22 protein-coding genes and 1 riboswitch are annotated in these 26,301 nt (G+C 62.9%); of the genes, 8 read left to right on the forward strand and 14 right to left on the reverse strand.

Features of this window, described 5'->3' with window-relative positions; translation table 11 throughout:
• Positions 1-91 precede the first annotated feature (91 nt).
• Together M5C01_RS06465 and orn are read right to left on the reverse strand one after the other, a co-directional pair.
• Positions 92-706 (reverse strand): trimeric intracellular cation channel family protein, encoded by a 615-nt coding sequence (locus M5C01_RS06465; RefSeq protein ID WP_177101505.1) that lies wholly within the window; start codon positions 704-706, stop codon positions 92-94.
• 84 nt (positions 707-790) lie between these two features.
• Complete coding sequence (gene orn, locus M5C01_RS06470; RefSeq protein WP_103496860.1) at positions 791-1,333, reverse strand: oligoribonuclease; 543 nt, start codon at positions 1,331-1,333, stop codon at positions 791-793.
• 110 nt (positions 1,334-1,443) lie between these two features.
• Between orn and rsgA the strand changes: the two genes are divergently transcribed.
• Positions 1,444-2,475 (forward strand): small ribosomal subunit biogenesis GTPase RsgA, encoded by a 1,032-nt coding sequence (gene rsgA / locus M5C01_RS06475; RefSeq protein ID WP_152737694.1) that lies wholly within the window; start codon positions 1,444-1,446, stop codon positions 2,473-2,475.
• Positions 2,476-2,523: 48 nt separating this feature from the next.
• Here rsgA and motB read toward each other — a convergent pair whose 3' ends face one another.
• Together motB and motA are read right to left on the reverse strand one after the other, a co-directional pair.
• Positions 2,524-3,564 carry a flagellar motor protein MotB gene (gene motB / locus M5C01_RS06480; protein ID WP_152737695.1) on the reverse strand — a complete coding sequence of 347 codons (1,041 nt, stop codon included), beginning with the start codon at positions 3,562-3,564 and terminating at the stop codon, positions 2,524-2,526.
• 3 nt (positions 3,565-3,567) lie between these two features.
• On the reverse strand, positions 3,568-4,419 hold the full coding sequence (gene motA, locus M5C01_RS06485; protein WP_103496863.1) for a flagellar motor stator protein MotA: 852 nt from the start codon (positions 4,417-4,419) through the stop codon (positions 3,568-3,570).
• A 210-nt stretch (positions 4,420-4,629) separates the two neighbouring features.
• On the opposite strand from motA, the gene M5C01_RS06490 reads away from it, so the two are divergent.
• The 4 genes from M5C01_RS06490 (at position 4,630) to M5C01_RS06505 (ending at position 9,920) form a co-directional block, all read left to right on the forward strand.
• Positions 4,630-6,168: an HDOD domain-containing protein gene (locus M5C01_RS06490; RefSeq protein ID WP_152737696.1), complete on the forward strand. Its 1,539-nt coding sequence runs from the start codon at positions 4,630-4,632 to the stop codon at positions 6,166-6,168.
• A gap of 44 nt (positions 6,169-6,212) precedes the next feature.
• Entirely contained in the window at positions 6,213-7,028 is an 816-nt protein-coding gene (gene rhdA, locus M5C01_RS06495) for a thiosulfate sulfurtransferase (protein ID WP_152737697.1), read from the forward strand.
• An 18-nt stretch (positions 7,029-7,046) separates the two neighbouring features.
• Positions 7,047-7,910: an archaetidylserine decarboxylase gene (asd, locus tag M5C01_RS06500; protein ID WP_152737698.1), complete on the forward strand. Its 864-nt coding sequence runs from the start codon at positions 7,047-7,049 to the stop codon at positions 7,908-7,910.
• A 207-nt stretch (positions 7,911-8,117) separates the two neighbouring features.
• Positions 8,118-9,920: a molecular chaperone gene (locus M5C01_RS06505; RefSeq protein WP_103496867.1), complete on the forward strand. Its 1,803-nt coding sequence runs from the start codon at positions 8,118-8,120 to the stop codon at positions 9,918-9,920.
• A gap of 6 nt (positions 9,921-9,926) precedes the next feature.
• On the opposite strand, the gene serB is transcribed toward M5C01_RS06505, so the two are convergent.
• Positions 9,927-11,129 carry a phosphoserine phosphatase SerB gene (gene serB / locus M5C01_RS06510; protein WP_152737699.1) on the reverse strand — a complete coding sequence of 401 codons (1,203 nt, stop codon included), beginning with the start codon at positions 11,127-11,129 and terminating at the stop codon, positions 9,927-9,929.
• A 133-nt stretch (positions 11,130-11,262) separates the two neighbouring features.
• Here serB and M5C01_RS06515 point away from each other — a divergent pair, with 133 nt between their 5' ends.
• Complete coding sequence (locus M5C01_RS06515) at positions 11,263-12,816, forward strand: AhpA/YtjB family protein (RefSeq protein ID WP_178129787.1); 1,554 nt, start codon at positions 11,263-11,265, stop codon at positions 12,814-12,816.
• A gap of 166 nt (positions 12,817-12,982) precedes the next feature.
• On the forward strand, positions 12,983-13,669 hold the full coding sequence (locus tag M5C01_RS06520) for an NYN domain-containing protein (protein ID WP_178129788.1): 687 nt from the start codon (positions 12,983-12,985) through the stop codon (positions 13,667-13,669).
• Between the two features lie 53 nt (positions 13,670-13,722).
• Here the strand turns inward: M5C01_RS06520 and M5C01_RS06525 are convergent, their stop codons facing one another.
• The 7 genes from M5C01_RS06525 to M5C01_RS06555 form a co-directional block, all read right to left on the reverse strand.
• Positions 13,723-14,430, reverse strand: coding sequence for a PqiC family protein (locus M5C01_RS06525; protein WP_177101388.1), 708 nt, complete (start codon positions 14,428-14,430; stop codon positions 13,723-13,725).
• Positions 14,431-14,607: 177 nt separating this feature from the next.
• Positions 14,608-16,866, reverse strand: a complete 2,259-nt coding sequence (gene parC, locus M5C01_RS06530; RefSeq protein WP_152737700.1) for a DNA topoisomerase IV subunit A — start codon at positions 16,864-16,866, stop codon at positions 14,608-14,610.
• A 117-nt stretch (positions 16,867-16,983) separates the two neighbouring features.
• Positions 16,984-18,888: a DNA topoisomerase IV subunit B gene (gene parE, locus M5C01_RS06535; protein WP_103496873.1), complete on the reverse strand. Its 1,905-nt coding sequence runs from the start codon at positions 18,886-18,888 to the stop codon at positions 16,984-16,986.
• Between the two features lie 61 nt (positions 18,889-18,949).
• Positions 18,950-19,558 carry a YqiA/YcfP family alpha/beta fold hydrolase gene (locus M5C01_RS06540; RefSeq protein WP_152737701.1) on the reverse strand — a complete coding sequence of 203 codons (609 nt, stop codon included), beginning with the start codon at positions 19,556-19,558 and terminating at the stop codon, positions 18,950-18,952.
• Positions 19,559-19,688: 130 nt separating this feature from the next.
• Entirely contained in the window at positions 19,689-20,507 is an 819-nt protein-coding gene (gene cpdA / locus M5C01_RS06545; RefSeq protein WP_103496875.1) for a 3',5'-cyclic-AMP phosphodiesterase, read from the reverse strand.
• Between the two features lie 136 nt (positions 20,508-20,643).
• Positions 20,644-21,096 (reverse strand): DUF1249 domain-containing protein, encoded by a 453-nt coding sequence (locus M5C01_RS06550; RefSeq protein ID WP_103496876.1) that lies wholly within the window; start codon positions 21,094-21,096, stop codon positions 20,644-20,646.
• Positions 21,087-21,704 (reverse strand): NUDIX domain-containing protein, encoded by a 618-nt coding sequence (locus M5C01_RS06555; RefSeq protein ID WP_103496879.1) that lies wholly within the window; start codon positions 21,702-21,704, stop codon positions 21,087-21,089. The genes M5C01_RS06550 and M5C01_RS06555 overlap by 10 nt, the downstream gene beginning before the upstream one ends.
• A 207-nt stretch (positions 21,705-21,911) precedes the next feature.
• On the opposite strand from M5C01_RS06555, the gene M5C01_RS06560 reads away from it, so the two are divergent.
• The gene (locus tag M5C01_RS06560) at positions 21,912-22,652 is read left to right on the forward strand and encodes an RsiV family protein (RefSeq protein ID WP_103496877.1); all 741 of its coding nucleotides are present in this window, start codon (positions 21,912-21,914) and stop codon (positions 22,650-22,652) included.
• Here M5C01_RS06560 and cytX read toward each other — a convergent pair.
• Positions 22,621-23,910: a putative hydroxymethylpyrimidine transporter CytX gene (gene cytX / locus M5C01_RS06565; RefSeq protein ID WP_152737702.1), complete on the reverse strand. Its 1,290-nt coding sequence runs from the start codon at positions 23,908-23,910 to the stop codon at positions 22,621-22,623. The genes M5C01_RS06560 and cytX overlap by 32 nt on opposite strands.
• Positions 23,911-24,103: 193 nt before the next feature.
• Positions 24,104-25,993, reverse strand: a complete 1,890-nt coding sequence (gene thiC / locus M5C01_RS06570; RefSeq protein ID WP_103498049.1) for a phosphomethylpyrimidine synthase ThiC — start codon at positions 25,991-25,993, stop codon at positions 24,104-24,106.
• Positions 25,994-26,139: 146 nt separating this feature from the next.
• A riboswitch (TPP riboswitch) is annotated at positions 26,140-26,245 on the reverse strand.
• Between the last annotated feature and the right edge of the window lie 56 nt (positions 26,246-26,301).

Below are 26,301 nucleotides of genomic sequence, written 5' to 3' on the forward strand. Positions count from 1 at the left end.
CCTTTTCTAAATAAAAACGGAATTTATTGATCCGATGCCTGCGAAACAGATCAACAATAAGAGATCAAACAATAGATATATAGGTCCACTATCAGGCCTGATCGTTATAAACAAACTTCGGCATTTCCCAGTGAAAGCGAATGGCCAATAAGCGCAGCAGGAAACCACCGGACAGTGTGATCAAGATCGCCTGTTCGCTGGGCAACTGCCAATAGGTACAACCCAGGAAACACCAGGCGGCGGCGAACGAGACGCTGGCATAGAGTTCACGGCGGAAGACCAGGGGAATATCGTTGCAGAAAATATCTCGCAGTACTCCACCAAACACCCCGGTGATCACCCCACTGACCGAAGCCACCATCATGCCTTGCCCCATTTCCAGGGCGGTCATGCAGCCGATCAGGGTAAAGGCCACCAGGCCCAGGGCATCGAGCACCAGGAACAGTGAACGCAAGTGACGCATCAACGGCGCGATAAACACCGTCACCAAGGCCGCGACCGAGGTCAGTACCAGATACTCAGGGTGCTTGACCCAGGTCAGCGGGTAATGCCCCAGCAACACGTCGCGCACCGAACCGCCGCCGAGGGCGGTGACACAGGCGATCAGCACCACGCCGAACCAGTCCATGCCACGACGTCCGGCCGACAGGGCACCGGTCATGGCTTCAGCGGTAATGGCGACGAGGTAGAGCATCAGCAACATGATGGCGATCCGGGCAGGTGAAGGCCGGCAGTCTACTGATTTGCGCCGCGCCCCAAAAGGGCGCAGCGCGCTAATCATCGGTGTGACTCAGAACTTGATGAAGTGCTTGCGGTAGTGCTGCAGCTCGGCGATCGACTCGCGAATATCGTCCAGTGCCAGGTGCGTGCTGCCCTTCTGGAAGCTGTCACGCACTTCCGGCGCCCAGCGTGCGGCCAATTCCTTGAGGGTGGACACGTCCAGGTTGCGGTAGTGGAAATAGTTTTCCAGGGCCTTCATATGACGCGCGAGAAAGCGTCGATCCTGGCAGATGCTGTTACCGCAGATCGGCGACTTGCCCTTGGGCACCCACTGCTCCAGGAAGGCGATGGTCTGCGCCTCGGCTTCGGCCATGTCGATACGGCTGTCACGCACGCGCTGGGTCAGGCCCGAACCGCCATGCTGACGGGTGTTCCACTCGTCCATGCCGGCCAGGATCGCATCGCTGTGATGGATCGCGATCACCGGACCTTCGGCCAGGGTGTTGAGGTCGCTGTCGGTGACGATAGTCGCCATTTCGATGATGACGTCGGTGTCCGGGTTCAGGCCGGTCATCTCCAGGTCGATCCAGATCAGGTTCTGTGGGTTTTGCATGGGTTGGCTCCTCGGCGTAGCCGCACAGTTTAGCGCAGGCCGCGCTTGCCGGGCGTGCTAAACTCGCGACCGCTTGACCCTCCCCGCCGATTCAACGACACGGAACACCCATGGCCAAACGCCAGCTCAACCGCCGCCAGAACTGGCGCATCGAAAAGATCCAGGGCGAACGCGCCTCACGCGCCGCCAAACGCGAATCCCAGGCCGTCGAGGCACTGGAAGGCGGCGACCTGGGGGCCGAGCAGACGGGCCTGGTGATCGCGCACTTCGGCGTGCAGGTCGAAGTCGAGGCGCTGGAAGGCGAGCTCAAGGGCCAGGTTTTCCGCTGCCACCTGCGGGCCAACCTGCCGGCGCTGGTCACCGGCGACCAGGTGGTCTGGCGTGCCGGCAACCAGGGCATCGGCGTGATCGTCGCGCAACTGCCGCGCACCACCGAACTGAAGCGCCCGGACAGCCGTGGCCAGCTCAAGCCGGTGGCGGCCAACGTCGACATGATCGTGATTGTCTTCGCGCCGCTGCCCGAGCCCCATGCCAACCTGATCGACCGCTACCTGGTGGCGGCCGAGCATGCCGGTATCCGACCGTTGCTGCTGCTGAACAAGTTCGACCTGATCGACGAGCAGAATGCCCCGGCGCTGAATGCGTTGCTGGCGGTCTACCGGCAGTTGGGCTACCCGCTGCTGGAAGTGTCGGCCCACCATGGCAACGGCATGGAACAACTCCAGCAGCAGTTGGACGGGCGCATCAGCGTATTCGTCGGCCAGTCCGGGGTCGGCAAGTCCTCGCTGGTCAACAGCCTGCTGCCCGAGGTGGGCACCCGCGTCGGCCCGCTCTCCGAGCTGTCCGGCCAGGGCACCCACACCACCACCACCGCGCGGCTGTTCCACTTCCCCGGCGGCGGTGAACTGATCGACTCCCCGGGAATTCGCGAATTCGGCCTGGGTCACGTCAGCCGTGCCGATGTCGAAGCGGGTTTTATCGAGTTCAACGACCTGATCGGCACCTGCCGCTTCCGCGATTGCAAACATGATCGCGAACCCGGCTGTGCCCTGCTCAAGGCCCTGGAAGACGGCCGTGTGCAGCAGCAGCGGATGAACAGCTACCGCTCGATCATCGCCAGCCTGCCGCAAGACAGCTATTGAGTTGACCGAAACAACAAGGCCGCGATCATCGCGGCCTTGTTGTCTGACTTATGAGCCTGTCTTGGGCTTGCCCGGCTCATCCATCTTCAGCACACCGTCCTCGAAGATGTTCAAGCGTTGCCGCAGCTCATGAGCCGGTAGCGGTTGCTTGTCCGCCGGCAACGCGTTCGGATCGGCGGGCACTTCACCCGGTGCGCCCTGGCCCTCGGTCGGGGTCGTGGCCGGCGGGGCATCATCCGAGCCCTGCTCGCCTTCGATGGCCTTCTGGGCCTTCTTGGTCAGGACCACGATATCGATACGGCGGTTGACCGGATTGAATGGATTGGCCTTGTCGAACAGCGTCGACGAACCGTAACCCACCACCCGCGCCACTTGCGTGTCCGGATAACTGCCGGCCACCAGGGCACGCCGGGCCGCGTTGGCACGGTTGGCCGACAACTCCCAGTTACCGAAGTCGCCGGTGCCGGCGTAGGGTTTGGCATCGGTGTGACCGCTGACGCTGATCTTGTTCGGCACCGCCTTGATGGTGTCGGCCATGGCCAGCAGGATGTCTTCGAAGTAAGGCTTCAGGCGCGCGCTGCCGGAGTCGAACATCGGCCGGTTTTCCGCGTCCATGATCTGGATACGCAAGCCATCCGGAGTGATCTCGAACTTGATCTGGTCCTTGAACTTCTGCAGTTCAGGGCTCTCATCAACCTTTTTATGCAGCTCCTGCATCAGCAATTCCAGGCGCTCTTTCTCCACCTGCTCGGCCATGCTCTCGACCTGATCGGTGTCGACCGTGACCTTGTCCGGTTGCGGCTGGGATTTGACTTCCGGGTTGAGGGTCTTGTCCGGTGCCAGCACCGGCGAACCACCCAGGTCGATGATGTAGGGCGTACCGCTCTCGGAGAAGCCGATCGGGTCCTTGAAATAGCCGGCGATGGCGATCTTCTGTTCCGGGGTCGCGGTGGACAGCAGCCACAGCACCAGGAAGAACGCCATCATCGCCGTCGCGAAGTCGGCGAAGGCGATTTTCCAGGCGCCGCCGTGATGCCCACCGGCAAAGCGCTTGACGCGCTTGATTATGATCGGCTGATTGTTTTCCATGACTCAGCGACCGCGAACCGCTTGTTCCAGCTCGGCGAAGCTGGGACGGTGCTTCGGATACAGGACCTTGCGCCCGAACTCCACCGCCAGCGACGGCGGCATGCCGGAAGCCGAGGCCACCAGGGAAGCCTTGATCGCTTCGTAGATGTTCAGCTCTTCCTTGGCGTCGTGGGTCAGGGAAGTCGCCAAGGGGCCGAAGAAACCATAGGCGGCGAGAATACCGAAGAAGGTACCCACCAGTGCCGCGCCCACGTGCAGGCCGATGGACTTCTGGTCGCCCTCACCGAGCGAGGCCATGGTCACCACGATCCCCAGTACCGCCGCGACGATACCGAAGCCGGGCATGGCATCGGCGACGCCGGTCACGGCATGGGCCGGATGCTCGAGTTCTTCCTTCATGGAGAACAGCTCCATGTCGAACAGCCCTTCGAGTTCATGGGGCGCCATGTTGCCGGAAGACATGATCCGCAAGTAGTCGCAGATGTACGCGGTCATGCGCTCGTCTTTGAGCACCGCCGGATACTTGGCGAAGATCGGGCTGGCGGCGGCGTCTTCGATATCGCCTTCAATCGCCATCATGCCTTCGCGACGGCTCTTGTTGAGGATCTCGTAGATCAGCCCCAGGACCTCGAGGTAGAAGGTGTGGGTAAACCGCGAACTGAACATGCTCAAGGATTTCTTGACCACGTGCATCGTCATGTAGCCCGGGTTGGCCTGCAGGAACGCACCGAAGGCCGCACCGCCGATGATCATCACCTCGAAGGGTTGGATCAGCGCGGCAATCTTGCCGTGGGAAAGCACGTACCCGCCGAGCACGCTCGCGAATACGACGATGATGCCGATAATTTTAGCCATAGGTAGAGAGCACTTACTGAGTCGGGTTCAAGGTCATATTCGGAAGTTAATAAATCTCTTCTTCTCCTTATCGGCGAATCTGCGCCAGACTATAGCCAGTTCAGGCGAAAAGCCAGAAAACCGGCCATGTGCCAGCTTGCACGGTCGATTGCGCGGCGCCTACCCAGCCCATTACGGGCCCGTTAACAGTGATGATGATCGCGCTCGAATATGGCTAACGAAACGACTGTCTCCACACAAAAACCCAACACGCTGCAGGGCTGGGTCAAGCTGCTGCAAGCCGTGCGTTTGCCCGTCCCCCAGGACAGTCACGACCGGGTCTGCCGCGCCATCCGCGACAATCGCAGCTCATTGCGCGATATCGCCGAGCTTATGCAGGACAGCCCGGCCCTGGCGCTGAGTGTGATCTGCGAGGCCAACCAGCACACCCATGGCAGCATGACCGAGCCTGCGGAAAACCTTGAGGTGGCGATCAATCGCCTGGGCCTGAAACGCACCGAGGAGCTGCTGGCGCGCCTGCCGGCCAAGGCACCGGAAGAGATTCCCATCGCCTTGCGTCAGCTCCAACTGATCAGCCAGCACGCCAGCCAACAGGCCAACGGCCTGTTCGCCGCGCGCCTGGCGCGGCTCTGGCAGGACATCCATTGGGGCAGCCTGTTGTTTCTCTCGCCCCTCTGGCCATTGGCCCTGACGCATCCCAACCTGCTCGAAGACTGGGAACTGCGGGTGATTCACAAGAATGAATCGGCCGCGGCCGTCGAACAGGAACTGTTCGGCGTACGCCTGCTCGACCTGTGCCAGGCAATGGCTGATATCTGGCGCCTGCCGAACTGGGTGACCCAGGGCTATCATCTGCTGAAAACCGAATTGCGTACCCTGGCCAGGGCGCTGCACATCGCCCGTGACAGCGAGCACCGCCTGCACCAGCAACAGCAGCTCGACGCCGATCCGGAGCTGCGTCGCTGGCTGAACCAACCCGCCAATACAGTGCTGCTGGCCAACGGCCTGGCCCTTTCGGCGCAACAGGCCTGGGACAGTCCGCACCATCTGCGCTGGCAATACCTGACCAGCCTGTACCTGCAACAGCCCATGGATGAGTTGCAGCAACAACTGCACCAGCAGGCGGCACAAAGCGCCAACCAGCACAGCATGCCGGATCTCTGGCACCCGGCCGAAGCCCTGATCTGGCGCGGCAGCATGCGCCGCGTCCACAGCGGCCTGCTACCGGCAGTGGATCCTTCGCCCGAAGCCCTGGCCCTCTGGCGCAAACATTGTGCCGAACTGCTCGCCGAACCCAGCCGGTTCACCAATGCCATGCACCTGACCGGCATCGCCCGCGACGCCCTGAGCACCTGCGGCATGCGCCGGGTAATGATCCTGATGGCCGACCGGACCCAGAGCACCCTGCGGGTGCACCAGATCGCCGGGTTGGCGAAAGAGTCGGCCAGCCTGGTGCTGCAGGTCAGCTCGAGCCCGGTCCTGCAACGACTGCTGAGCCAGCCGGCGCAGATTCGCCTGACCCCGGCCAATAACGCCCAGTTCTCCGCCCTGCTGCCCGGCAACCTGCGGGCACAGTTTCCCGGCGAACACCTGCTGCTACGCTCCCTGAGCAACAATGGCCGGGTGATCATGCTGGTGGTGGCCGACCAGGGCGGCGGGCCCTTCTCGGAAATGACCGTGCAGGCCTTCGGCAAAACCGCACAGTGCATCGAGAAGGCGCTGCACGCCTTTACCAACCGTGGCGCCTGACGCTGCGTTACAATCTTCCCTTTTTTGCGCCCTGGAGACCTCACATGCCTGACTTCTCTGGCTTGCCGTTGGTGATCGAGCCCGGCGACCTGCTGCCCCGCCTCGGCGCCCCCGAGCTGATCCTGGTGGACCTGACCAGCAGCGCCCGTTATGCCAGCGGGCATATTCCCGGTGCCCGTTTCGTCGATCCCAAGCGCACCCAACTGGGCCAGCCACCGGCCCCCGGCCTGATGCCGCCGCAGGCACTGCTCGAAGCGCTGTTCGGCGAACTGGGGCATAACCCGAACGCGGTCTACGTGGTCTATGACGACGAAGGCGGCGGCTGGGCCGGACGCTTTATCTGGCTGCTGGACGTGATCGGTCACAGCCGTTACCACTATCTGGATGGCGGCCTGCACGCCTGGTTGGGCGAAGGCCTGCCCGTCGACAGCGACATCCCCGCGAGCGTCGGCGGCCCCGTCACCCTGACCCTGCACGACGAACCCACCGCCACCCGCGACTACCTGCAAAGCCGCCTCGGTGCCGCCGACCTGGCCATCTGGGACGCCCGCGGCCCGCTGGAATACAGCGGCGAGAAAGTCCTCGCGGCCAAGGGTGGGCACATCCCCGGCGCGGTGAACTTCGAATGGACCGCCGGCATGGACAAGGAGCGCCAGTTGCGCATCCGCCGCGACATGCCGCAGATCCTCACCGACCTGGGTATCACCCCGGACAAGGAAGTGATCACCCACTGCCAGACCCACCATCGCTCTGGCTTTACCTACCTGGTCGCCAAGTCGCTCGGTTACCCGCGCGTCAAAGGTTATGCCGGCTCCTGGGGCGAATGGGGCAACCACCCCGACACCCCCGTAGAGATTTGAAATTTCCAAGGATTCTTGATGAAAAAGCGTTTGTTCATCCTCAGCCAGTACCTGCTGCCCCATCACCTGCTGTCGCGCCTGGCCGGCTGCATCGCCGAATGCCGCGTGCGCTGGTTCAAGAACGCCTTTACCGCCTGGTTCGCCAAGCGCTATCAGGTGGACATGTCCCAGGCGCTGGTCGAAGACCTGACCGCCTACGAGCACTTCAATGCGTTCTTCACCCGCGCCTTGAAAGACGGCGCGCGGCCGCTGGATGAAACCCCGGGGGCGATTCTCTGCCCGGCGGACGGTGCGGTCAGCCAGCTCGGTCCGATCGAACACGGCCGGGTGTTCCAGGCCAAGGGCCACAGCTACAGCGTGCTGGAACTGCTCGGTGGCGACGCGGTCGCCGCCGCACCGTTCATGGGCGGCGACTTCGCCACCATCTATCTGTCACCGAAGGACTACCACCGGGTGCATATGCCCCTGGCCGGCACTCTGCGGGAAATGGTCTACGTGCCGGGCCGGATTTTCTCGGTCAACCAGACCACGGCGGAAAACGTCCCGGAGCTGTTCGCCCGTAATGAACGTGTGGTCTGCCTGTTCGATACCGAGCGCGGGCCGATGGCCGTGGTCCTGGTCGGTGCGATGATCGTCGCCTCGATCGAAACCGTCTGGGCCGGGTTGGTCACACCGCCCAAGCGCGAACTGAAAACCGTGCGCTACGACGAAGCCGCGCGCCAGCCCATTCATCTGGAAAAAGGCGCCGAACTGGGTCGTTTCAAACTGGGCTCCACCGCCATCGTGCTGTTCGGGCCACAGCAGGTACAATGGACTGAAGGGCTGGTCGCGGGCTCGCCCGTGCGCATGGGCCAAGGCCTCGGCGCTCCCGTCCAGGCCTGATGTACACTGGATCTTTACGGCTTGCGAGCTGCCTTCGCAAGCCCGAAAGACCAGGTCAGGGACAACGGGTCACAGTCGGATTGGACCGGTAAGGCTGCAAATGTCCCGCGGCCCTGCTAGAGGTGTGGCATTATTTTGCTATCGTTTTTTTGTCATCCTGGCCTGTAGTGGGCCCGGGTTGTTTCGCTGCCGGAGCTGGACCGCTACATGAGCAATCCGAGTCCCCATCTGTTGTTGCGCGCACCGACGCCTACGCAGTTGAGCCTGTCTTTCTGCGATGCGACACCGCGCGACCTCAAGCGCTGGATCGCCGGCCTGCCGAAAGCCAATCTCGGGGAAACCGCTCGCCTGCTGTATCAGGGCCTGGGCGAACTCAACCTGTTGCTCACCCCCAGCGAAAACCGCCTGCAGCTGCTGGAACTGCTGCGCCCCGAGGTGTACTACGTCTGCAAGCACCTGGAACGACACTTTCTCAACCAGTCCATCGTCCTCGACGAACGCCCGAGAAAAGTCGCCAATCTCTGCCAGGCCCTGCAAAACCACCTGGCCATCGGCTACAAGCAGATCGCCATGCGCGTGGCCTCAAAGGGTGGCAAGGACCGCACCCTGCTGACCACCGCCCTGCAACGGGCGCTGCATTGCCTCAACGGCCCGCTGGTGCGCGCCAGCCAACTCTATTGCCCGGTACCGGAAGGCCTCTGGTTCGAGGTGCACCAGCTCTATCAGGTGGCCCTTGCCCATCAAGTGCAAAACACGCCGGTGTTCGACGAACAGGCCAGTCAGCCGCTGCCCCTGAGCGTCGAGAATACCTATATTGTCGCCCTGCTGCTGGGGTGCGCGCGCAGTAACCAGATGCGCCAGAACAACATTGCCCGCCTGGCAGAGGTGCTCGAACCCTGGAGCGCCCAGGTCCGGCTGCAAGGTGCCGAGCAGGCGTCCAGCCTGTTCTCCGTCGCCCCCGGAAGCGACGCGCCGCCACGCTACACGTCGCTGTTCGCGGTCGAGCAACTGCCGAACCTGATCGGCATCGACACGCTGCCCCTGGTCGAGGCCATCAAGGACTACCTCGCGCTGCCCGCCGACCTGCGCGGCCAGTCGCGCCTGCAAGTCCCCAGCGGTTTGAGCCTCGACGTACTGCAACACCTCAGCGCCGCCTGGGGCGAAGCCGCCGAACGGACCTTCCAGCGCACCCCGGGCCAGGGCACCGTGACCCTGTGTGTCGGCATGAGCGCGCTGCACTTTTACCTCGGCGGCCAGCGCTCCTTCAGCGATATCCTCAAGATCCCGACGGCCAGCAAGGCCGCGCAATTCACCGTGCAGTTATCCAACAGCGCGGAAAAGGATGCCTGGAACCACGCCTTCGACGCCCAGCGCGCCGGCAGCGCCGACACCCTGCTGCCTTACGAGGAAATCCAGTATCACGTCAGTGATGCCGACAGCAGCCAGGCCGCTTTCAATAGCGCCGAAGATTTCCCGACCCATGGCCTGCAGATCATCAACCACAGCCCCGGCGGCTACTGCCTGGCCTGGCCCAAGGAAGTACCCGCGCAATTGCAGGCAGGGGAAATGGTCGGGGTCCAGGACCCCTCAAGCCAGGGCTGGAGTGTCGCCGTGGTGCGCTGGATCCGCCAGGTGCGCAGCGGCGGCACGCAGATGGGCATCGAGCTGGTGGCGCCCCATGCCCAGCCTTGCGGCCTGCAACTGTTGCGCGGCGGCGAAGGCCACAGTCAGTACCTGCGGGCCCTGCTATTGCCGGAAATCAGCGCCATCGGCGTACCGGCCACGCTGCTGGCGCCACGCCTGCCGTTCCAGGAAGGACACAAGGTGATCATCAACAGCAACGGTGAAGAACGCCGGGCCGGGCTGAACAAGCGTCTGGCCAGCACCGGCAGCTTCAATCAGTTCGAGTACCGCCTGCTCGAACAGCCGGTGACACCCAAGACCGATCCGAGTGCCGGTGGCCTGGGCGTTGCCGAAGACGACTTCGGCTCGCTGTGGAAAATCCTGTAGCCGGCTTCAGCGATCCCGCACGCCCAGCAGATACAACACCCCATCCAAGCCCAGTGTCGAGATCGCCTGTTTGGCCGAATGCCTGACCAGCGGCTTGGCGCGGAACGCCACGCCCAATCCGGCAATCGCCAGCATCGGCAGGTCATTGGCGCCGTCACCGACCGCGATGGTCTGCTCCAGGCTCAGGCCTTCCTTCTCGGCCAGCTCACGCAGCAGATCGGCCTTGCGCTGGGCATCGACAATCGGCTCGATGGCCACGCCCGTGCATTTGCCGTCCACCACTTCCAGCTCGTTGGCGAAGACATAATCGATACCCAGCTTCGCCTGCAATTGCCTGGCGAAATAGGTGAAGCCCCCCGACAGGATTGCGGTCTTGTAGCCCAGGCGCTTCAACTCGGCGAACAGCACTTCGGCGCCTTCGGTCAGGCGCAGCGAGGCGCCGATGGCGTCCAGCACACTGACGTCGAGGCCCTTGAGCAGCGCCAGGCGCTCCTTGAAGCTGGCGCGAAAATCCAGCTCGCCGGCCATGGCCCGCTCGGTGATGGCCGAGACCAGCTCGCCCACGCCGGCCGCCTTGGCCAGTTCGTCGATCACTTCGGCCTCGATCAGGGTCGAGTCCATGTCGAACACCGCCAGGCGACGGTGGCGACGGAACAGCGAGTCTTCCTGGAGGGCGATATCGGCATTCAGCTCCTGGGCCGCGTTCAGGAACTCGCGGCGCAAGGCCTGCGGATCGGTCAGTTCGCCGTTCAGAGAGACTTCGAAGCAGCTCTTGCTCAGGGCCGATGGTGCGGCGGACGGCGTGTGCGCCGACAAACGGTCGATCCGCTCGACTTCCAGACCGTGGCGCGCCGTGATCGCAATCACCCGCTGCAACTGCTCGGCGGTGACCTGGCGGCTCATCAGGGTCGCGACATGGCGCTTGCCGCCCGATGTCGCCAACCAGTCCTGATGCTCAGCCTCGGAAAACCGACTGAAACGCACCTGCTGCGCGCGCCCGGGAAGGCTGGCCTCAATGTCCAGGTGTATCGACGCGGCCCGCGCGGCGTCCGCAAACTCGACCAGGATGCCGAACGCCAGACTGCCGTGGATAGCCGCCTGGCGGATATCGAGAATGTTCACAGCACCTTGTGCCAGCACGCCAGTAATGGCTGCGGTCAGACCCGGACGGTCCTCTCCGGTGATGCTGATCAGGACGATTTCGCGCAAAGCGCACCCCCGCTCGTTAAAAAAAACGCATTCTACCCACTTTCACTGACCATCGGGCACAGCCAGCGCTTTGCCGGTCTAGGGCCTCTCGCTATACTGCGCGTCAACTTCACGGACAAAAGAGCCGCGCTCAGTGAACCGGCCCACGCCAGTCAAAACCGATAACTTCTTCCTGCTGATCTTCCGGGCCTTGCGTCACCGCCGTGTACCGCTCGCCTTGCGCATCGCCAGCCACAACGTGATCCTCGTCGCGCTGGCGCTGGTCATCTACGCCTGCGTGATGGGATTGCAGTTCAAGGAAGCCATGCACCAGCAGGCCGATGCCCTCGGCCAGAGCCTGACCACCCAGACGGCCACCTCTGCCACGGAACTGCTGGTGTCCAACGACATCCTCAGCCTCAACGTGCTGCTGAACAACCTGACGAAGAACCCGCTGGTGGCCCACGCGGCTATCTACAGCGTGGATAACCGCATCCTCGCCGAAGCCGGCCAGCGTCCGAAAAACGGCCTGCTGGGTGAAGCCGAAGGGTTGTACCAGACCAAGATCACCTTCCAGGACGTGACCGCCGGGCATCTGCGCATCAGCCTGGACATGGCGCAATTCCAACAGCCGATGACCATCAGCCTGCAAAGCATGGGCATTCTCAGTGCGATCCTGCTGGCCTTGGCCCTGGCCTTGAGCCTGCGCCTGGGCCGGCATATCTCCACGCCGCTGCTGCAATTGCGGGTCTGGCTGCGGGACATGGACGAACACACCCCGGCGACCCAGCGCCAGGATGAAATCGGCGATCTCGCGCGCCAGTTGCATTCGCGCTTCGCCCCGGTCAAACCGGAGCCCGAGCCGGAGCCGGAAATCGACTACGACGAGAATGACTACGTCGAGGAAGAAGAGGACGTCGAGCCGGCGTTCCAGGTCCGCAACCTGCGCGACCCGAGCTTCGACGAGACCGCGGCGGCGCCGACACCCAAGCCGGCTCCGCGGCATATTGTCAGCAACGTGGAAGACGAACTGGACGACGACGAAGACCCGTTCGCCGACCTGCGGGAAAGCCCACGGCCCGCGAGCGGCGCGGCAGTGAAGCCACAGCCGGTAGCACCGAGCCAGCCACAGCACAGCGCGGTGCTGGCGGTACAGCTGGGTGCCCAGGACCAGTTGCGGCGCCTGCCACGCGCGCGCCTGACGGAACTGCTGGACCGTTACCGCGACTGCCTGGACCAAGCCGCCTCGTTGTATGAGAGCGATCTGCACACGCTGAACGACGGCAGCACCCTGATGCTCTTCCACACCGAAGACAGCGGTGATGACTACCTGACCAACGCCATCTGCTGTGGCGAGCTGCTCCGGGCCCTGGGCCATCAGTTGCAGATCGAGGTGGCCGACAGTGGCATTACCTTGCAACTGCAGCTGGGTCTTACGTTGGGCGATGAGTTGTTCGGCCTGAGCCAGATCGACCTGCTGCTGACGGAAACCGCCCAGGACGCCCTGGCGCTGTCGCAACACAGCCGCAACCTGCTGCTGGTGGAACGACGCATCAGCGATGACCCGCTGATTCGCCAGCGTGCGCGTATTCGGCCGATTGCCAGCCCCGAGGGTGCCTGCTGCGTGGAACGCTTGATGGAGCCGTATCCGTCGATGCTGGAACGGCAACTGGCGCGGATGCACGAGACGCGGGCCAAGACGCAGTGAAAAAACTTGAATCACTCCTGGATTCAAGCGCTGTTGCTCCACTGCTTGAAAATGAGTAGTCTGAGCGCACGACTCAACCTCTGGCGGGCCGATTAAGTTCAGCCTCAGCCTCAGGTGAAAAAACCGGCCCAATAGCCGGTTTTTTCGTTTTCAAGGATCTGAATTTGTGCGTACCGCTTTTTTCGTAGACGGGTACAACCTCTACTACGGAGCTCTTCACGGCTCGCCCTATAAGTGGCTGGACCTGCCGGCCATCCTCTCCCACATTCTGCAGGCTCAGAACCCGGCCTGTGAAACGGCGTCGGTTCATTACTATACCTCTCCTGTCATTGCTCGACTGGCAACCCGTGGCCAGGCATCCAATGACGCTCAAAGCCGCTATATCCGAGCACTGCAAACAAAAGGGGTCACGGTCGTACTCGGTAATCATCGCCTTGCCAGAGGGTTCGCCCCCAGATTCGTCAAAGGACAAAAAGCGTCACGCTCTGACCAAGTGGCTATCTGGCAGCTTGAGGAAAAAGAGACGGATGTGAACCTGGCACTGGGCATGTATCGAGCGGCCTGCCAAGCAGAGCCGCTACAAATCGGACAAATCGTTCTAGTGTCAGGAGATACCGATCTCGCGCCAGCGTTAGCCGCCATCAGAACAGATTTTGCACAGCTCGCGCTGGGAGTGATCGTGCCCCACAGGAGCGAGAATGGTGAGTTGGCCCGGGAAGCCCCCGGATCACTCAAACTCCATTCGCACTGGATACGCCGATCTATAAGCGATACTGAATTAACGGCTTGTCAGCTACCGCCAAAAGTCCCGCTACCAAAGAAACCCGCCATCATCAAACCGGACTACTGGTAGCGAGGGCGGCTGGCACTGACAGCCAGGCGCGGAGGCTCTGACCAAGTGTCGAATCAGAAGCGAAACACTTCCATATCCGTACGAATCGGCGAAGCCATCGGGATCTTCGGCTTCTCCGGCCCGGCCTGTTTGGCCGGTGCCGGAGCCGCCGCCTTGCGGTTTTCAACCAGCGGCGCTTGATTGGCCAATGGCTTGAGCGCCACGCTCAGTTGCTCGGCCAGGCGCTGCAACAGCTCGCCCTGGGCCTGGACCTGTGCCGCCGAGGTGCCGGTGTGCTGCTGTTCCAAGTGGACGATGCGGTTATCCCGTACCTGCCCACGACGGTCGAGCAAACGCCACTGCGCGTCGAGAATCGCCGGTTGATGGGTGCCGGAATCCAGTCGGGTAATCGACAACAACACCTGCACATCCGGGGTGCTCCCGGCAATCGCCGGGGCCAGGACCACGCGCTGGCTGTCCAGGCGCCAGGCCAGCTGGCGAACCAGCAACTGATTGATATCGGACGACAGGCTGCCAGCCCAGCGACCGTCGGTCGCCGCGGTCAGGCTGCCATCAGGTTGGCGCTGCAGCAGGGTTTCGCGTTGCAGGTAATCGGCCAGGGAAATCGGCCCGAGCACCACCGACATCCCCGAGCTCTGCTGAGGCTGGCCCGGCGTGCCGCTGTCCAGCTGATACAAGGACACCGGCTGGTGCACGCTGCAGCCGGCCAGGCCGAGCAGGCCCGTCAGCAGCAGAATAAAAGGAAGGCGCAGAACAGTCATCATCCCATCCAGGTGGCCGCCATAAGGCCCTGCCACAGTCTGATCCAAAAATTCGTTTGGGCACGCCGCCACGCGGGTGCCGCAAGTGGCGCATATCATCCGTGAATATGCGCCATGACTCCAGTGCCACGGTAGCGTTCTTCCTGCTAAAACGCTGGACGAACGCTCTAAACCGCTTTAACCGAGGCCTTCTACCAACAACGCGTCAACCCGCTGGAAGCCCCGTGGCAGCTTGTTGCCACGCCGGCCACGCTCGCCCTTGTAGTGCTCCAGGTCATCGGCCTTGAGCGACAAGGTACGCTTGCCCGCCTGCAACACCAGGGTCGCACCGTCCGGGATCACCGCCAGGTCAGTGACGTATTCCTCGCGGCTGGCCACGCGCTCACCGGGAATGCCGATGATCTTGTTGCCCTTGCCCTTGCCCAGTTGCGGCAGGTCGCTGACCTTGAAGATCAGCAGCCGGCCTTCGGTGGTCACCGCCGCCAGCCAGTTCTGCTCACGGTCGGCCACCGACTTGGGTGGCATCACCTTGGAGCCGTTGGGCAGACTCAGCAGGGTCTTGCCCGCCTTGTTCTTGGCCTGCAGGTCTTCACCCTTGACCACGAAACCATACCCGGCATCGGAAGCGATGACATACAAGGCCTCGTCTTCAGGCAGCAGCACGCATTCGAAGCTGGCCCCTGGCGGCGGCGTCAGACGACCGGTCAGCGGCTCGCCCTGGCCACGGGCCGAAGGCAAGGTATGGGCCGCCACCGAGTAGCTGCGCCCGGTGGAGTCGATAAACACCGCGAACTGGTTGGAGCGCCCCGCCGCCGAGGTCTTGAAGCCATCACCGGCCTTGTAGGAAAGGCCCGTGGCATCAATATCATGGCCTTTTGCACAGCGAACCCAACCTTTTTCCGACAAAACGACCGTTACCGGCTCAGTCGGCATCAGCTCGTTTTCCGACAGGGCCTTGGCTTCGCTACGGGCAACAATCGGCGAACGACGGTCGTCGCCGTAGGTTTGCGCATCGGCCACCAGTTCAGTGCGGACCAGCTTCTTCAACTTGGCTTCGCTGGCCAGCAGCGCTTGCAGCTTGGCCTGTTCCTTGAGCAGCTCATCCTGCTCGTTGCGCAACTTCATCTCTTCCAGGCGCGCCAGCTGACGCAAGCGGGTGTCGAGGATGTAGTCGGCCTGGATCTCGCTGAGGTCGAAACGCGCGATCAACTCGGCCCGCGGGTGCTCCGCGGTGCGGATGATATGAATCACTTCATCCAGGTTGAGGTAGGCGATCAGCAAGCCGTCCAACAGGTGCAGGCGCTTCTCGACCTTGTCCAGGCGGAACTTCAGGCGCCGGCGCACGGTGTTGACGCGGAACGACAACCACTCCACCAGCAAGGCGCGCAGGTTCTTCAACTGCGGCTTGCCGTCGAGGCCGATGATGTTGATGTTGACCCGGTAGCTGGACTCAAGATCAGTGGTGGCGAACAGATGCTGCATCAGTTCGTCGAGGTCGATACGGTTCGAGCGCGGGATGATCACGATACGGCACGGGTGCTCGTGGTCGGATTCATCCCGCAGGTCGGCGACCATCGGCAGCTTCTTGGCCTGCATCTGCGCGGCGATCTGCTCCAGCACCTTGGCCCCGGAGACCTGGTGCGGCAGGGCATGCACGACGATATCGCCGTCTTCGATGCGATAGACCGCGCGCATGCGCACCGAGCCACGCCCGGTTTCGTAGATTTTCAGCAGGTCGGCTTGCGGGGTGATGATTTCCGCTTCGGTCGGGTAATCCGGGCCAGGGATGAACTTGCACAGGTCCTCGACGCTGGCGTTGGGCTCATCGAGCAGGTGCACACAGGCGTTGGCCACTTCCCGCAGGTTGTGCGGCGGCACGTCGGTGGCCATGCCCACGGCGATACCAGTGGTGCCGTTGAGCAGGATATTCGGCAAACGCGCCGGCAACACCGCCGGTTCATCGAGGGTGCCGTCGAAGTTCGGCACCCAGTCCGCGGTGCCCTGGCCCAGTTCGCTGAGCAGCACTTCGGAGTAACGCGACAAGCGCGATTCGGTGTAGCGCATGGCCGCGAAGGACTTCGGATCGTCCGGCGCCCCCCAGTTACCCTGGCCGTCCACCAGGGTATAGCGGTAGCTGAACGGCTGGGCCATCAGCACCATGGCTTCGTAGCAGGCGGAATCGCCGTGGGGGTGGAACTTGCCGAGCACGTCACCGACGGTACGCGCGGACTTCTTGTGCTTGGCGTCGGCATCCAGCCCCAGCTCACTCATGGCGTAGACAATACGCCGCTGTACCGGCTTCAGGCCGTCGCCGATATGGGGCAGCGCACGGTCCATGATCACGTACATGGAGTAGTTGAGGTAGGCCTGTTCGGTGAAGTCAGCCAATGACCGGCGTTCTACGCCATCCAGGCTGAGATCAAGGGAGTCGCTCATGCGGGCCTCATCAGTTCGTTGTCTGGCGCGGCGGTGATAGCGCCGCGCTGGTGAATTCGGGGGTGTTCAACAGGCGCGGGCCCGGCAGCCGTGGTTCGCCGCCGGGACAGCCGCGCATCAGGTCAGGACCTCGGCCAGGTCGCCCTTGGATTCCAGCCAGGTCTTGCGGTCGCCGGCACGTTTCTTCGCCAAAAGCATATCCATCATTTCCGAAGTGGCTTCGAAATCATCCAGGGTCAACTGCACCAGGCGCCGGGTATTCGGATCCATGGTGGTTTCCCGCAGTTGCGGCGGGTTCATCTCACCCAGGCCCTTGAATCGGGTGACCTGGGGTTTGCCGCGCTTCTTCTCCGCCACCAGGCGATCGAGAATACCGTCACGCTCGCCTTCGTCGAGGGCGTAGTAGATTTCCTTGCCCAGGTCGATACGGTACAGCGGCGGCATCGCCACATAGACGTGTCCGGCATCCACCAGCGGGCGGAAATGCTGGACGAACAGGGCGCAGAGCAGGGTCGCGATGTGCAGGCCGTCGGAGTCGGCGTCGGCGAGGATGCAGATCTTGCCGTAGCGCAGCTGGCTGATGTCCGCCGCGCCCGGATCGACACCGATGGCCACGGCGATGTTGTGCACTTCCTGGCTGGCGAGCACTTCGCTGCCGTCGACTTCCCAGGTATTGAGGATCTTCCCGCGCAACGGCAGGATCGCCTGGAACTCCTTGTCCCGCGCCTGCTTGGCCGAACCGCCGGCGGAATCACCTTCCACCAGGAACAGCTCGGCACGCATCGGGTCCTGCCCGGCACAGTCGGCCAGCTTGCCCGGCAGCGCCGGCCCTTGGGTAACGCGTTTGCGCTCGACCTTCTTGCTGGCCTTCAGGCGGCGGCCGGCGTTGTTGATCGCCAGTTCCGCCAGTTGCATGCCCAGCTCGGGGTTGGCGTTGAGCCACAGGCTGAAGGCGTCCTTGACCACCCCGGAAACGAAGGCGGCGGCTTCGCGGGACGACAGCCGCTCCTTGGTCTGGCCGGAGAACTGCGGCTCCTGCATCTTCATCGACAGGACAAAGGCAATCCGTTCCCAGACGTCTTCCGGCGCCAACTTCACGCCGCGCGGCAGCAGGCTGCGGAATTCGCAGAACTCGCGCATGGCATCGAGCAAGCCCTGGCGCAAACCGTTGACGTGGGTGCCGCCCTGGGCGGTGGGGATCAGGTTGACGTAGCTTTCCTGGACGCTGTCGCCGCCTTCCGGCAACCACAGCAAGGCCCAGTCCACCGCTTCCTTGTTACCGGCGAGGCTGCCGCAGAAAGGTTCGTCCGGCAGGCGCTCGAATTCACTGACCGCATCCACCAGATAGGAACGCAGGCCATCTTCGTAATGCCATTCGACCTTCTCGCCGGTGGCCTTGTCCTCGAAGCTGACCAGCAGCCCCGGGCACAGTACCGCCTTGGCCTTGAGCACGTGCTTGAGGCGGCTGACGGAAAATTTCGGCGAATCGAAATACTTCGGGTCCGGCGCAAAGTACACGCTGGTGCCGGTATTGCGCTTGCCGACGGTGCCGACCACTTCCAGCTCGGTGGCCTTGTAGCCATCGGCGAAGGTCATCTGGTATTCGTTGCCGTCGCGCTTGACCCGGACCCGCACCTGGGTCGACAAGGCGTTGACCACGGAAATCCCCACGCCGTGCAGGCCGCCGGAGAACTGGTAGTTCTTGTTGGAGAACTTGCCGCCGGCGTGGAGCTTGGTGAGGATCAGCTCGACGCCCGACACCCCCTCTTCCGGATGAATGTCCACCGGCATGCCGCGACCGTCGTCGGAGACTTCCAGGGAGTGGTCGGCGTGGAGGATCACCTGTACCGATTTCGCATGCCCGGCCAAGGCTTCGTCGACACTGTTGTCGATGACTTCCTGGGCAAGGTGGTTCGGCCGACTGGTGTCGGTGTACATGCCCGGGCGTTTGCGCACCGGGTCGAGGCCCGAGAGGACTTCGATGGCGTCTGCGTTATAAGAGCTAGCGCTGGGAGTGGCCATGGGGTCTCGTCGTCAGTCGTCTATGAATAGGGGTCATTCTCAGGCTCCGCGCCTCAGGGCATCAGAGCTGCGAGAAATCGATCGCCTGGTATGTATCGGCACCTATGCCGGCAAAGCTGAGCAAGGCCGGCAATTGTTCGGCAAAGCCCTGGAAACTATGATCGCCGCCGGCCTGGATACGCAAGGCACAGGCCCGGTAATACTGCTGGGCGGCGCGATAGTCCAGGGTTTCGTCGGCGGTCTGCAGCCAGACCTGGAAACGTTGCGGGTCCTGGGGCGCCGGGACTTCCAGCTCGGCCAGGGCCGTCACGTGATCGAGGGTCAGGTCCCAGGTTTCGCCACTGTAGAGGTTCTGCTGGGGGCCGAGGAAGCCGTCGAACATCCGGTGCGGCGCCACCGCCGGGTTGACCAGCAACGCCTTCAGCCCATGGCGCTCGGCCAGGCACGTCGCATAGTAGCCGCCGAGCGAGCTGCCGACCAGCAGTGGACGACCGAGTTCGGCAATCGCCGCTTCCAGCTGGGGTATCGCCTGGCGCGGATGATGATGCAGGGCCGGTACCCGCAGCTGCGCTTCCAGGCCCAGGCGCTCCATCAGTTGGATCAACTGAGTGGCCTTCTTCGACAGCGGCGAGCTGTTGAAACCGTGGATATACAGGATCGAACCGGACATGTGAGCGTTCTCCATTGGCAGGCTCCCGCACACAGGAGCCGGGCACCGCACAGGCAAAGACGCGCAGTTTAGCCTGACTCCGGCGCGCTGACTCGCCCTGAGACGTTTCCTACCCATTAAGAAGAAGTGATCAGTAGCCGGTGCCGCCGTAGTCGACCTCGAAATCGAAGCCGCGGACCCGGGAAATCGCCGTCTCCAGCCGTCCGTCCGAATGCAGGCGCAGCCAGCGATAGCCCGGTGACTTGTCGTCGACCTTGAAATCCTCGCTACCCGGCGCGAACTGCACGCAGGTAGAAGGCGACGCCAGCAGGCGTACGCCGTTGCGCTCGCGGTCCAGTTCCTGGTGGATATGCCCCCAGAGCAGCGCGCGAACCTGGGGAAAGCGGTCGAGCACGGCGAACAGTGCCTCCGGATTGCGCAAGCCGATGGGCTCCATCCAGGCACAATCGATGGAAATCGGATGATGGTGGAAACACACCAGGTGATGGCGCTGCGGCGCTTCGCTCAGGGCTTGCGCGAGCAACTGCAGCTGTTCGTCCTGCAGATAGCCGGGGACCGAGCCCGGTACGGCGGAATCCAGCAGGGTAATCCGCCAGTTGCCGATATCCACCACCGGCTCGAGCAGATCGCTGTGGTGAGCGGCCTCGGCCATTTCCCGCAACTCGTCGTGATTGCCGGGCAGCCAGCGCGCCGGTGCGTCGATCGCCTCGCTCAACTCACGGAACTGCCGATAGGACGCCACCGTACCGTCCTGGGACAGGTCACCCGTGGCCAGCAGCAGGTCGACAGCGGGCTGCTCCGCCAGCACGCAATCGATCACCCGTTGCAGGCTGTCCCGGGTATTCATGCCCAGCAACGTGCCGTCCGCCTCGGCAAACAGGTGGCTGTCGGACAGTTGCACCAGCAACACGGCGTCCGCGGGGGTCGACTGAATGGATTCGCTCGGCAAGAGGCTCTCCTGCAAAATGCTGAGGGGTCGTTCTGCACGCTTCGCTCGGAAAGCGCGCCGCAGGCAATTATGGTCGGGGAATCGGCAAAGAGGAAATGGGTGAAACGGACACACTTCACATTTAACCGGATACAACCTAGCGAATCGCCTCGAACTCATGGCCGCAGGCCAGGCAATGACTCAGCCACTCCCCGAGAAACACATTGAGCTGGGCTTTTTCGTCCGGCTGGTGCATGGCCGAGTTCGGATACGGATAGATACTACGAAAACGCCGGGCATGTTCGGCACTGATCACCTCGGCCATGCGCGCGTCGTGGTAGACCTGTACCTGCAACTGCGGCACCGGCAACCACGGCAGGCTGTGTTCCTGGCGCACCAGCAAGGTGGTGGTGTAGGGATTGTCCTGCAACACCTCCAGCGCCAGCACGCCGAGCATCTGCTCGCCCTGGGTCATGGCAATGCGCCGCGCGCGCTGCTGCTCGCGCATCTGCGGCAGCAACCGCATGAGGCGCGCATAGTTGGCCTCGCAGGCCGCTTGCAGCCCCACCAGGTCAACCCGATAACGTTCGCGCAACAGACTTACGACCATAGCCCCCTCACTTCAGCGCGGTTCAATGCCAGCCATTGCAAGGCAATGATCGACGCCGCGTTGGCAATTCGCCCATCGCGCACGGCTTGCAGGGCGTCTTCGAACGCCCAGACCGTGGCACGGATATCTTCATTTTCTTCCGGCAACCCGTACAGGCCGCCAGCCCCTTGGGTGTCGCAACGCCCCAGGTACAGATGCACCAATTCGTTGCTGCCCCCCGGCGACGGAAAGTACCGGGAGATCGGCCACAGGGCCGTCAGGTTCAGGTCAGCTTCCTCCTGTGCCTCGCGGTGGGCAACCTCTTCCGGTTGTTCGTCCTTGTCGATCAGACCGGCGACCAGCTCGATCATCCAGGGATTCTCCGCCTTGCCCATGGCGCCGACCCGGAACTGCTCCAGCAGCAGCACTTCATCGCGCCGGGCATCGTAGGGCAGGACACACACGGCATCGTGCCGGACAAAGACTTCGCGATTGATCGTATTGCCCATGCCGCCGTCAAACAGTTCATGGCGCAGGTGCAGGCGATCGAGCCGATAGAAGCCCTTGAAGCAGTTCTCCCGGAGGATGACCTCGACCGTGGTCGGGCTGGTCCTGGTACTGTCCGTCATCATGTTCCCCATTGTGATAGCGGCGAGGCTTTCCCTCGACTTCGCGCCATCCTAACGCGCCGAAGTGCCATGATGCAGCCCTTTCCCCTCGCCGGGATAGACGGGCGCCCCTGAAACCTACTCTAATTAGCGTAGTGGCGAACCGAGTACGCCGCTGACAGTCGAAGCACGATCACTTGACCTTTCTTTCGCTGACGAAGGACACCCATGTCGTTTTTTAAAATCGCCGCGCTGACGCTCATCGCCCTGACCCTGGGCGCCTGCCAGAGCCTGTTCCAGCCAAGCCTGAAGACCCCGCTGAGCGTCAAGAGCGACGCTTCCGAACAGGTCAAGCCGGGCTGCAGCAATCCGGACTGCCCGCTGGTGAATATCAATACCGTGCATTTCCCCGATGAGCCGCAACTGGACGCAGCGGTGGAGCGGGCGTTGCTGCAGATGGGCCGGACCTCGCCCGAGGCGCCGCTGCCGACTTCGCTCAAGCTCTATCGGGAACAATTCCTCGCCACCGCCGAAAGCGGCCACAGCAGCTACTTGGAGGCCAAGGTACGTGAGCAGCATGACGGCTTGGTGATCGTCGAACTCGCCAGCTACCTGGACGATGGTGCCGAGCACGGCATGCCGGGGCGCGGCTTCCTCACCTGGTCGCGTCAGGATCACAAGGCCCTGAGCTTGCAGGACATGCTGCTGCCCGGCCAGGAAGAGACATTCTGGAAGCTGGCCAAGGTCGCCCATAACAACTGGCAGATCAACAACCGGCTGGACCAGGACTTCATTGCGTCCTGGCCCTTCCGGCAAACCCCGAACGTCACCCTGGCCAGCGACGGCGTGATCCTCAAGTACAACGTGACGACCATCGCCCCCTACGCCATGGGCCTGATCGAAATGAGCATTCCCTACCAGCGCCTCAACGGCGTGCTCAAGCCCGAGCTGTTCCCCGCCCGACGTTGAATGCACGACCGAGCAAGCCTTGCAGCAGCCCTGCCACCACCAGTGACGGCAGGGTTGCGCCCAGCTCCGGATGGAAATTGGCCAGCAGGTGGTAGGTCGACACACCGCCCAACCAGGCCAGCAGTGCCGGCCAGCGCAACAGCGACGAGGCGCCCGCCGCACTGCGTCCACGCAGGATGAAGTGATCCACCAGCACCACGCCGAACAGCGGCGCGAACACCGAACCGATCAGCAACAGGAAGTTCTGGTATTGCGCCAAGGGTGCGAAGCAGGCGATGAGGGTGCAAAGCACACCGATGGCCAGGGCCAGGTGCTCGACCTTCCAGCGCAGCAGGATGCCGCTGGAGACCGCCGCCGAGTGGATATCGGCAAAGGCGTTTTCCGACTCGTCGAGCAGGATCAGCAACAGCGGGATCCCCAACCCGGCACCGGCCAGGGCCAGCAGCAAGGCATTGGTTTCACCGCTGGGAGCGAATGCCAGGGTGTAGGCCACGCCCAGGCTCATCAGCCAGAAGTTGCCGATCAGAAAGCCCAACGCCGTGCCGCCGAACACGCTTTTCGCGCGCTTGCCGAAACGCGAGTAGTCGGCGATCAGCGGCAACCAGGACAGCGGCATGGCAATGGCGATATCGAAGCCCACGGCAAACGGCATCGAGCCATCACCGCCCTGCGCCCACAGCGCCGCCAGGTCGGCCTTGGCGAAGAGGTTCCAGGTCAGCCACAGGCAGGCCGCCAGCAGCAGCCAGATGCCCCACTTGCGCAGGATCTTGCGCACGAAGGTCAGTGGACCGCTGACCGCCAGCAGGGTCGCCAGCGCGCCGAACACCAGGGTCCAGAGCAGCGGGTTGGCCAACAGGCTGCCCTCGCTGAACGCCCGGGCGCCCAACAGGCTCGCCGCATCGCGCATGACGATGATTTCGAACGCGCCCCAACCCACCAGTTGCAGCAGGTTGAGCAGCGCCGGCAGGCTGGCGCCGTACTGGCCGAGGCTGAGTTTCAGCGCGGCCATGGAGGCAAGGCCGGTGTCGCTGCCGATCACGCCGACGGCGGCCAGCAGCAGGACACCGACCACGGTGCCGAGGAGGATCGCCAGCAACGAACCGGACAGGCCCAGGCCCGGTGCCAGCAAGGCACCGGTTTGCAGGACCATCAGGCCGATGCCGAGGGAAAACCACAGGGAGAACAGATCGCGCGCGCCGAACACACGCTTGTCGGCGGGGACCGCGAGATCGGGGGAGTAGGTGCTGGGAGTGTTCAAGAGTGTTGGCCCAAGGGAAGGAGATAGGTGTTTTTATCGTGAGAGCGTCCTTGCCCGTGCTATTGCCTTCGCGGGCAAGCTCCGCTCCCACAGTTTTCCGTCGAGCACAAAACCCAGGCTCGACTCAAATCCTGTGGGAGCGGAGCTTGCCCGCGAAGAGGCCCTTACAAGCGCCCGGTTACCTCAGACCGCATCAGACTTTCTGGTACAACTGGCTACCTTCGCGCTTGAAGCGTTCCGCCTGCTCCGCCATGCCCTGTGCCGCCTCCACATCAACCGCTTCGATCCGCTGGTTGGCCGCGTATTCACGGACTTCCTGGGTAATCTTCATCGAGCAGAACTTCGGCCCGCACATCGAACAGAAATGCGCGACCTTGGCCGAATCCTTCGGCAGGGTCTCGTCGTGGTAGGCCCGTGCGGTATCCGGGTCCAGGCCGAGGTTGAACTGGTCTTCCCAACGGAACTCGAAGCGCGCCTTGCTCAGGGCGTTGTCGCGGATCTGCGCGCCCGGGTGACCCTTGGCAAGGTCGGCGGCATGGGCGGCGATCTTGTAGGTGATGATCCCGGTCTTCACGTCATCCTTGTTCGGCAGGCCCAGGTGCTCCTTGGGCGTGACGTAGCAGAGCATGGCGCAACCGAACCAGCCGATCATCGCCGCACCGATACCGGAGGTGATGTGGTCGTAGCCCGGCGCAATGTCAGTGGTCAGCGGGCCAAGGGTGTAGAACGGCGCCTCGTCGCAGCACTCCAGCTGCTTGTCCATGTTCTCCTTGATCAACTGCATCGGCACATGCCCCGGGCCTTCGATCATGCACTGCACGTCGTGCTTCCAGGCGATCTTGGTCAACTCGCCCAAGGTCTCCAGCTCGCCGAACTGCGCTTCGTCGTTGGCGTCGGCAATCGAACCCGGACGCAGGCCGTCGCCCAGCGAGAAGCTGACGTCGTAGGCCTTCATGATTTCGCAGATTTCGTCGAAATGGGTGTAGAGGAAGTTCTCTTTATGATGCGCCAGGCACCACTTGGCCATGATCGAACCGCCACGGGAAACGATCCCGGTAACGCGCTTGGCGGTCATCGGCACGTAGCGCAGCAGTACGCCGGCGTGGATGGTGAAGTAGTCGACGCCCTGCTCGGCCTGTTCGATCAGGGTGTCGCGGAACAGCTCCCAGGTCAGGTCCTCGGCCACGCCATTGACCTTCTCCAGGGCCTGGTAGATCGGCACGGTACCGATCGGCACCGGCGAGTTGCGGATGATCCACTCGCGGGTTTCATGGATGTGCTTGCCGGTGGACAGGTCCATGACCGTGTCCGAGCCCCAGCGGATGCCCCAGGTCAGCTTGGCCACTTCTTCCTCGATGGAAGAACCCAGGGCGCTGTTGCCGATATTGCCGTTGATCTTCACCAGGAAGTTGCGGCCGATGATCATCGGCTCCAACTCCACGTGGTTGATGTTGGCCGGGATGATCGCGCGACCGCGGGCGATTTCCTCGCGGACGAATTCGGCGGTGATCTGTTTCGGGATGCTCGCGCCGAAACTGTGGCCCGGGTGCTGTTGCTTGAGCAGGCCGGCGGCACGGGCTTCCTCCAGCTTGAGGTTCTCGCGGATGGCGACGTATTCCATCTCGGCGGTGATGATGCCCTGGCGCGCGTAGTGCATCTGGCTGACGTTGGCGCCGGCCTTGGCCCGACGCGGATTGTGCACATGGGCGAAACGCAGCTTGGTCAGCTCCGGGTCAGCGAGGCGCTGCTGACCGAAGTTCGAACTCAGCCCGGTCAGGCGTTCGGTGTCGCCACGGCTGTCGATCCAGGCCGAGCGCACATCGCCCAGGCCCTTGCGCACGTCGATGATCACGTTCGGATCGGTGTAGGGACCGGAGGTGTCGTAGACCAGCACCGGGGCGTTGACCTCGCCGCCGAAGTCGGTCGGCGTGATATCCAGGCTGATTTCGCGCATCGGCACACGGATATCCGGGCGCGAGCCCTGCACGTAGATTTTCTGCGAACGGGTAAAAGGCTGTACCGACTGCTCGTCGACCTTGGCTGAATCGCTGAGGTTGGCGGCATCTTTTAATTTTGTACTCATCACGGCTCTCCAGACGGTATCCAGGGGGATTGTCGGGACGAACCTGAAAGGCACGGACACACCAGGGCTGGTGCTGTGCTCGGTGCTCGTGAAGGCCGTTCGATTGTCGAACAACATCCCGGACGGAGCACAAGAGGACTCGCCGGGGGACGAGAAATCTTGTTCCCTACGCAGGCGCTAACCTGATCAGGTTCAACGGGATCCGGAATTATCCGATCTCAGCCTCATAGCAAGGCACCCCGACAAGAACAAGACGAGTGTAGAGAAGACTGCGACATAATGCCATCTCCCCCTTATTCGTCTGGATA

The sequence above is a fragment of the Pseudomonas sp. MWU12-2319 genome (genome assembly GCF_023242525.1).
GTDB classification, from domain to species: domain Bacteria; phylum Pseudomonadota; class Gammaproteobacteria; order Pseudomonadales; family Pseudomonadaceae; genus Aquipseudomonas; species Aquipseudomonas gingeri_D.

Coding starts and splice junctions, on each gene's coding strand:
- M5C01_RS06555 (WP_103496879.1), bottom strand. CDS start 21,704: ATGACGGACAGTACCAGGACCAGCCCGACCACGGTCGAGGTCATCCTC.
- rhdA (WP_152737697.1), top strand. CDS start 6,213: ATGCCTGACTTCTCTGGCTTGCCGTTGGTGATCGAGCCCGGCGACCTG.
- asd (WP_152737698.1), top strand. CDS start 7,047: ATGAAAAAGCGTTTGTTCATCCTCAGCCAGTACCTGCTGCCCCATCAC.
- M5C01_RS06525 (WP_177101388.1), bottom strand. CDS start 14,430: ATGACTGTTCTGCGCCTTCCTTTTATTCTGCTGCTGACGGGCCTGCTC.
- motA (WP_103496863.1), bottom strand. CDS start 4,419: ATGGCTAAAATTATCGGCATCATCGTCGTATTCGCGAGCGTGCTCGGC.
- M5C01_RS06505 (WP_103496867.1), top strand. CDS start 8,118: ATGAGCAATCCGAGTCCCCATCTGTTGTTGCGCGCACCGACGCCTACG.
- motB (WP_152737695.1), bottom strand. CDS start 3,564: ATGGAAAACAATCAGCCGATCATAATCAAGCGCGTCAAGCGCTTTGCC.
- M5C01_RS06560 (WP_103496877.1), top strand. CDS start 21,912: ATGTCGTTTTTTAAAATCGCCGCGCTGACGCTCATCGCCCTGACCCTG.
- M5C01_RS06490 (WP_152737696.1), top strand. CDS start 4,630: ATGGCTAACGAAACGACTGTCTCCACACAAAAACCCAACACGCTGCAG.
- orn (WP_103496860.1), bottom strand. CDS start 1,333: ATGCAAAACCCACAGAACCTGATCTGGATCGACCTGGAGATGACCGGC.
- parE (WP_103496873.1), bottom strand. CDS start 18,888: ATGGCCACTCCCAGCGCTAGCTCTTATAACGCAGACGCCATCGAAGTC.
- M5C01_RS06550 (WP_103496876.1), bottom strand. CDS start 21,096: ATGGTCGTAAGTCTGTTGCGCGAACGTTATCGGGTTGACCTGGTGGGG.
- M5C01_RS06540 (WP_152737701.1), bottom strand. CDS start 19,558: ATGTCCGGTTCGATCCTGTATATCCACGGTTTCAACAGCTCGCCGCTG.
- thiC (WP_103498049.1), bottom strand. CDS start 25,993: ATGAGTACAAAATTAAAAGATGCCGCCAACCTCAGCGATTCAGCCAAG.
- parC (WP_152737700.1), bottom strand. CDS start 16,866: ATGAGCGACTCCCTTGATCTCAGCCTGGATGGCGTAGAACGCCGGTCA.
- rsgA (WP_152737694.1), top strand. CDS start 1,444: ATGGCCAAACGCCAGCTCAACCGCCGCCAGAACTGGCGCATCGAAAAG.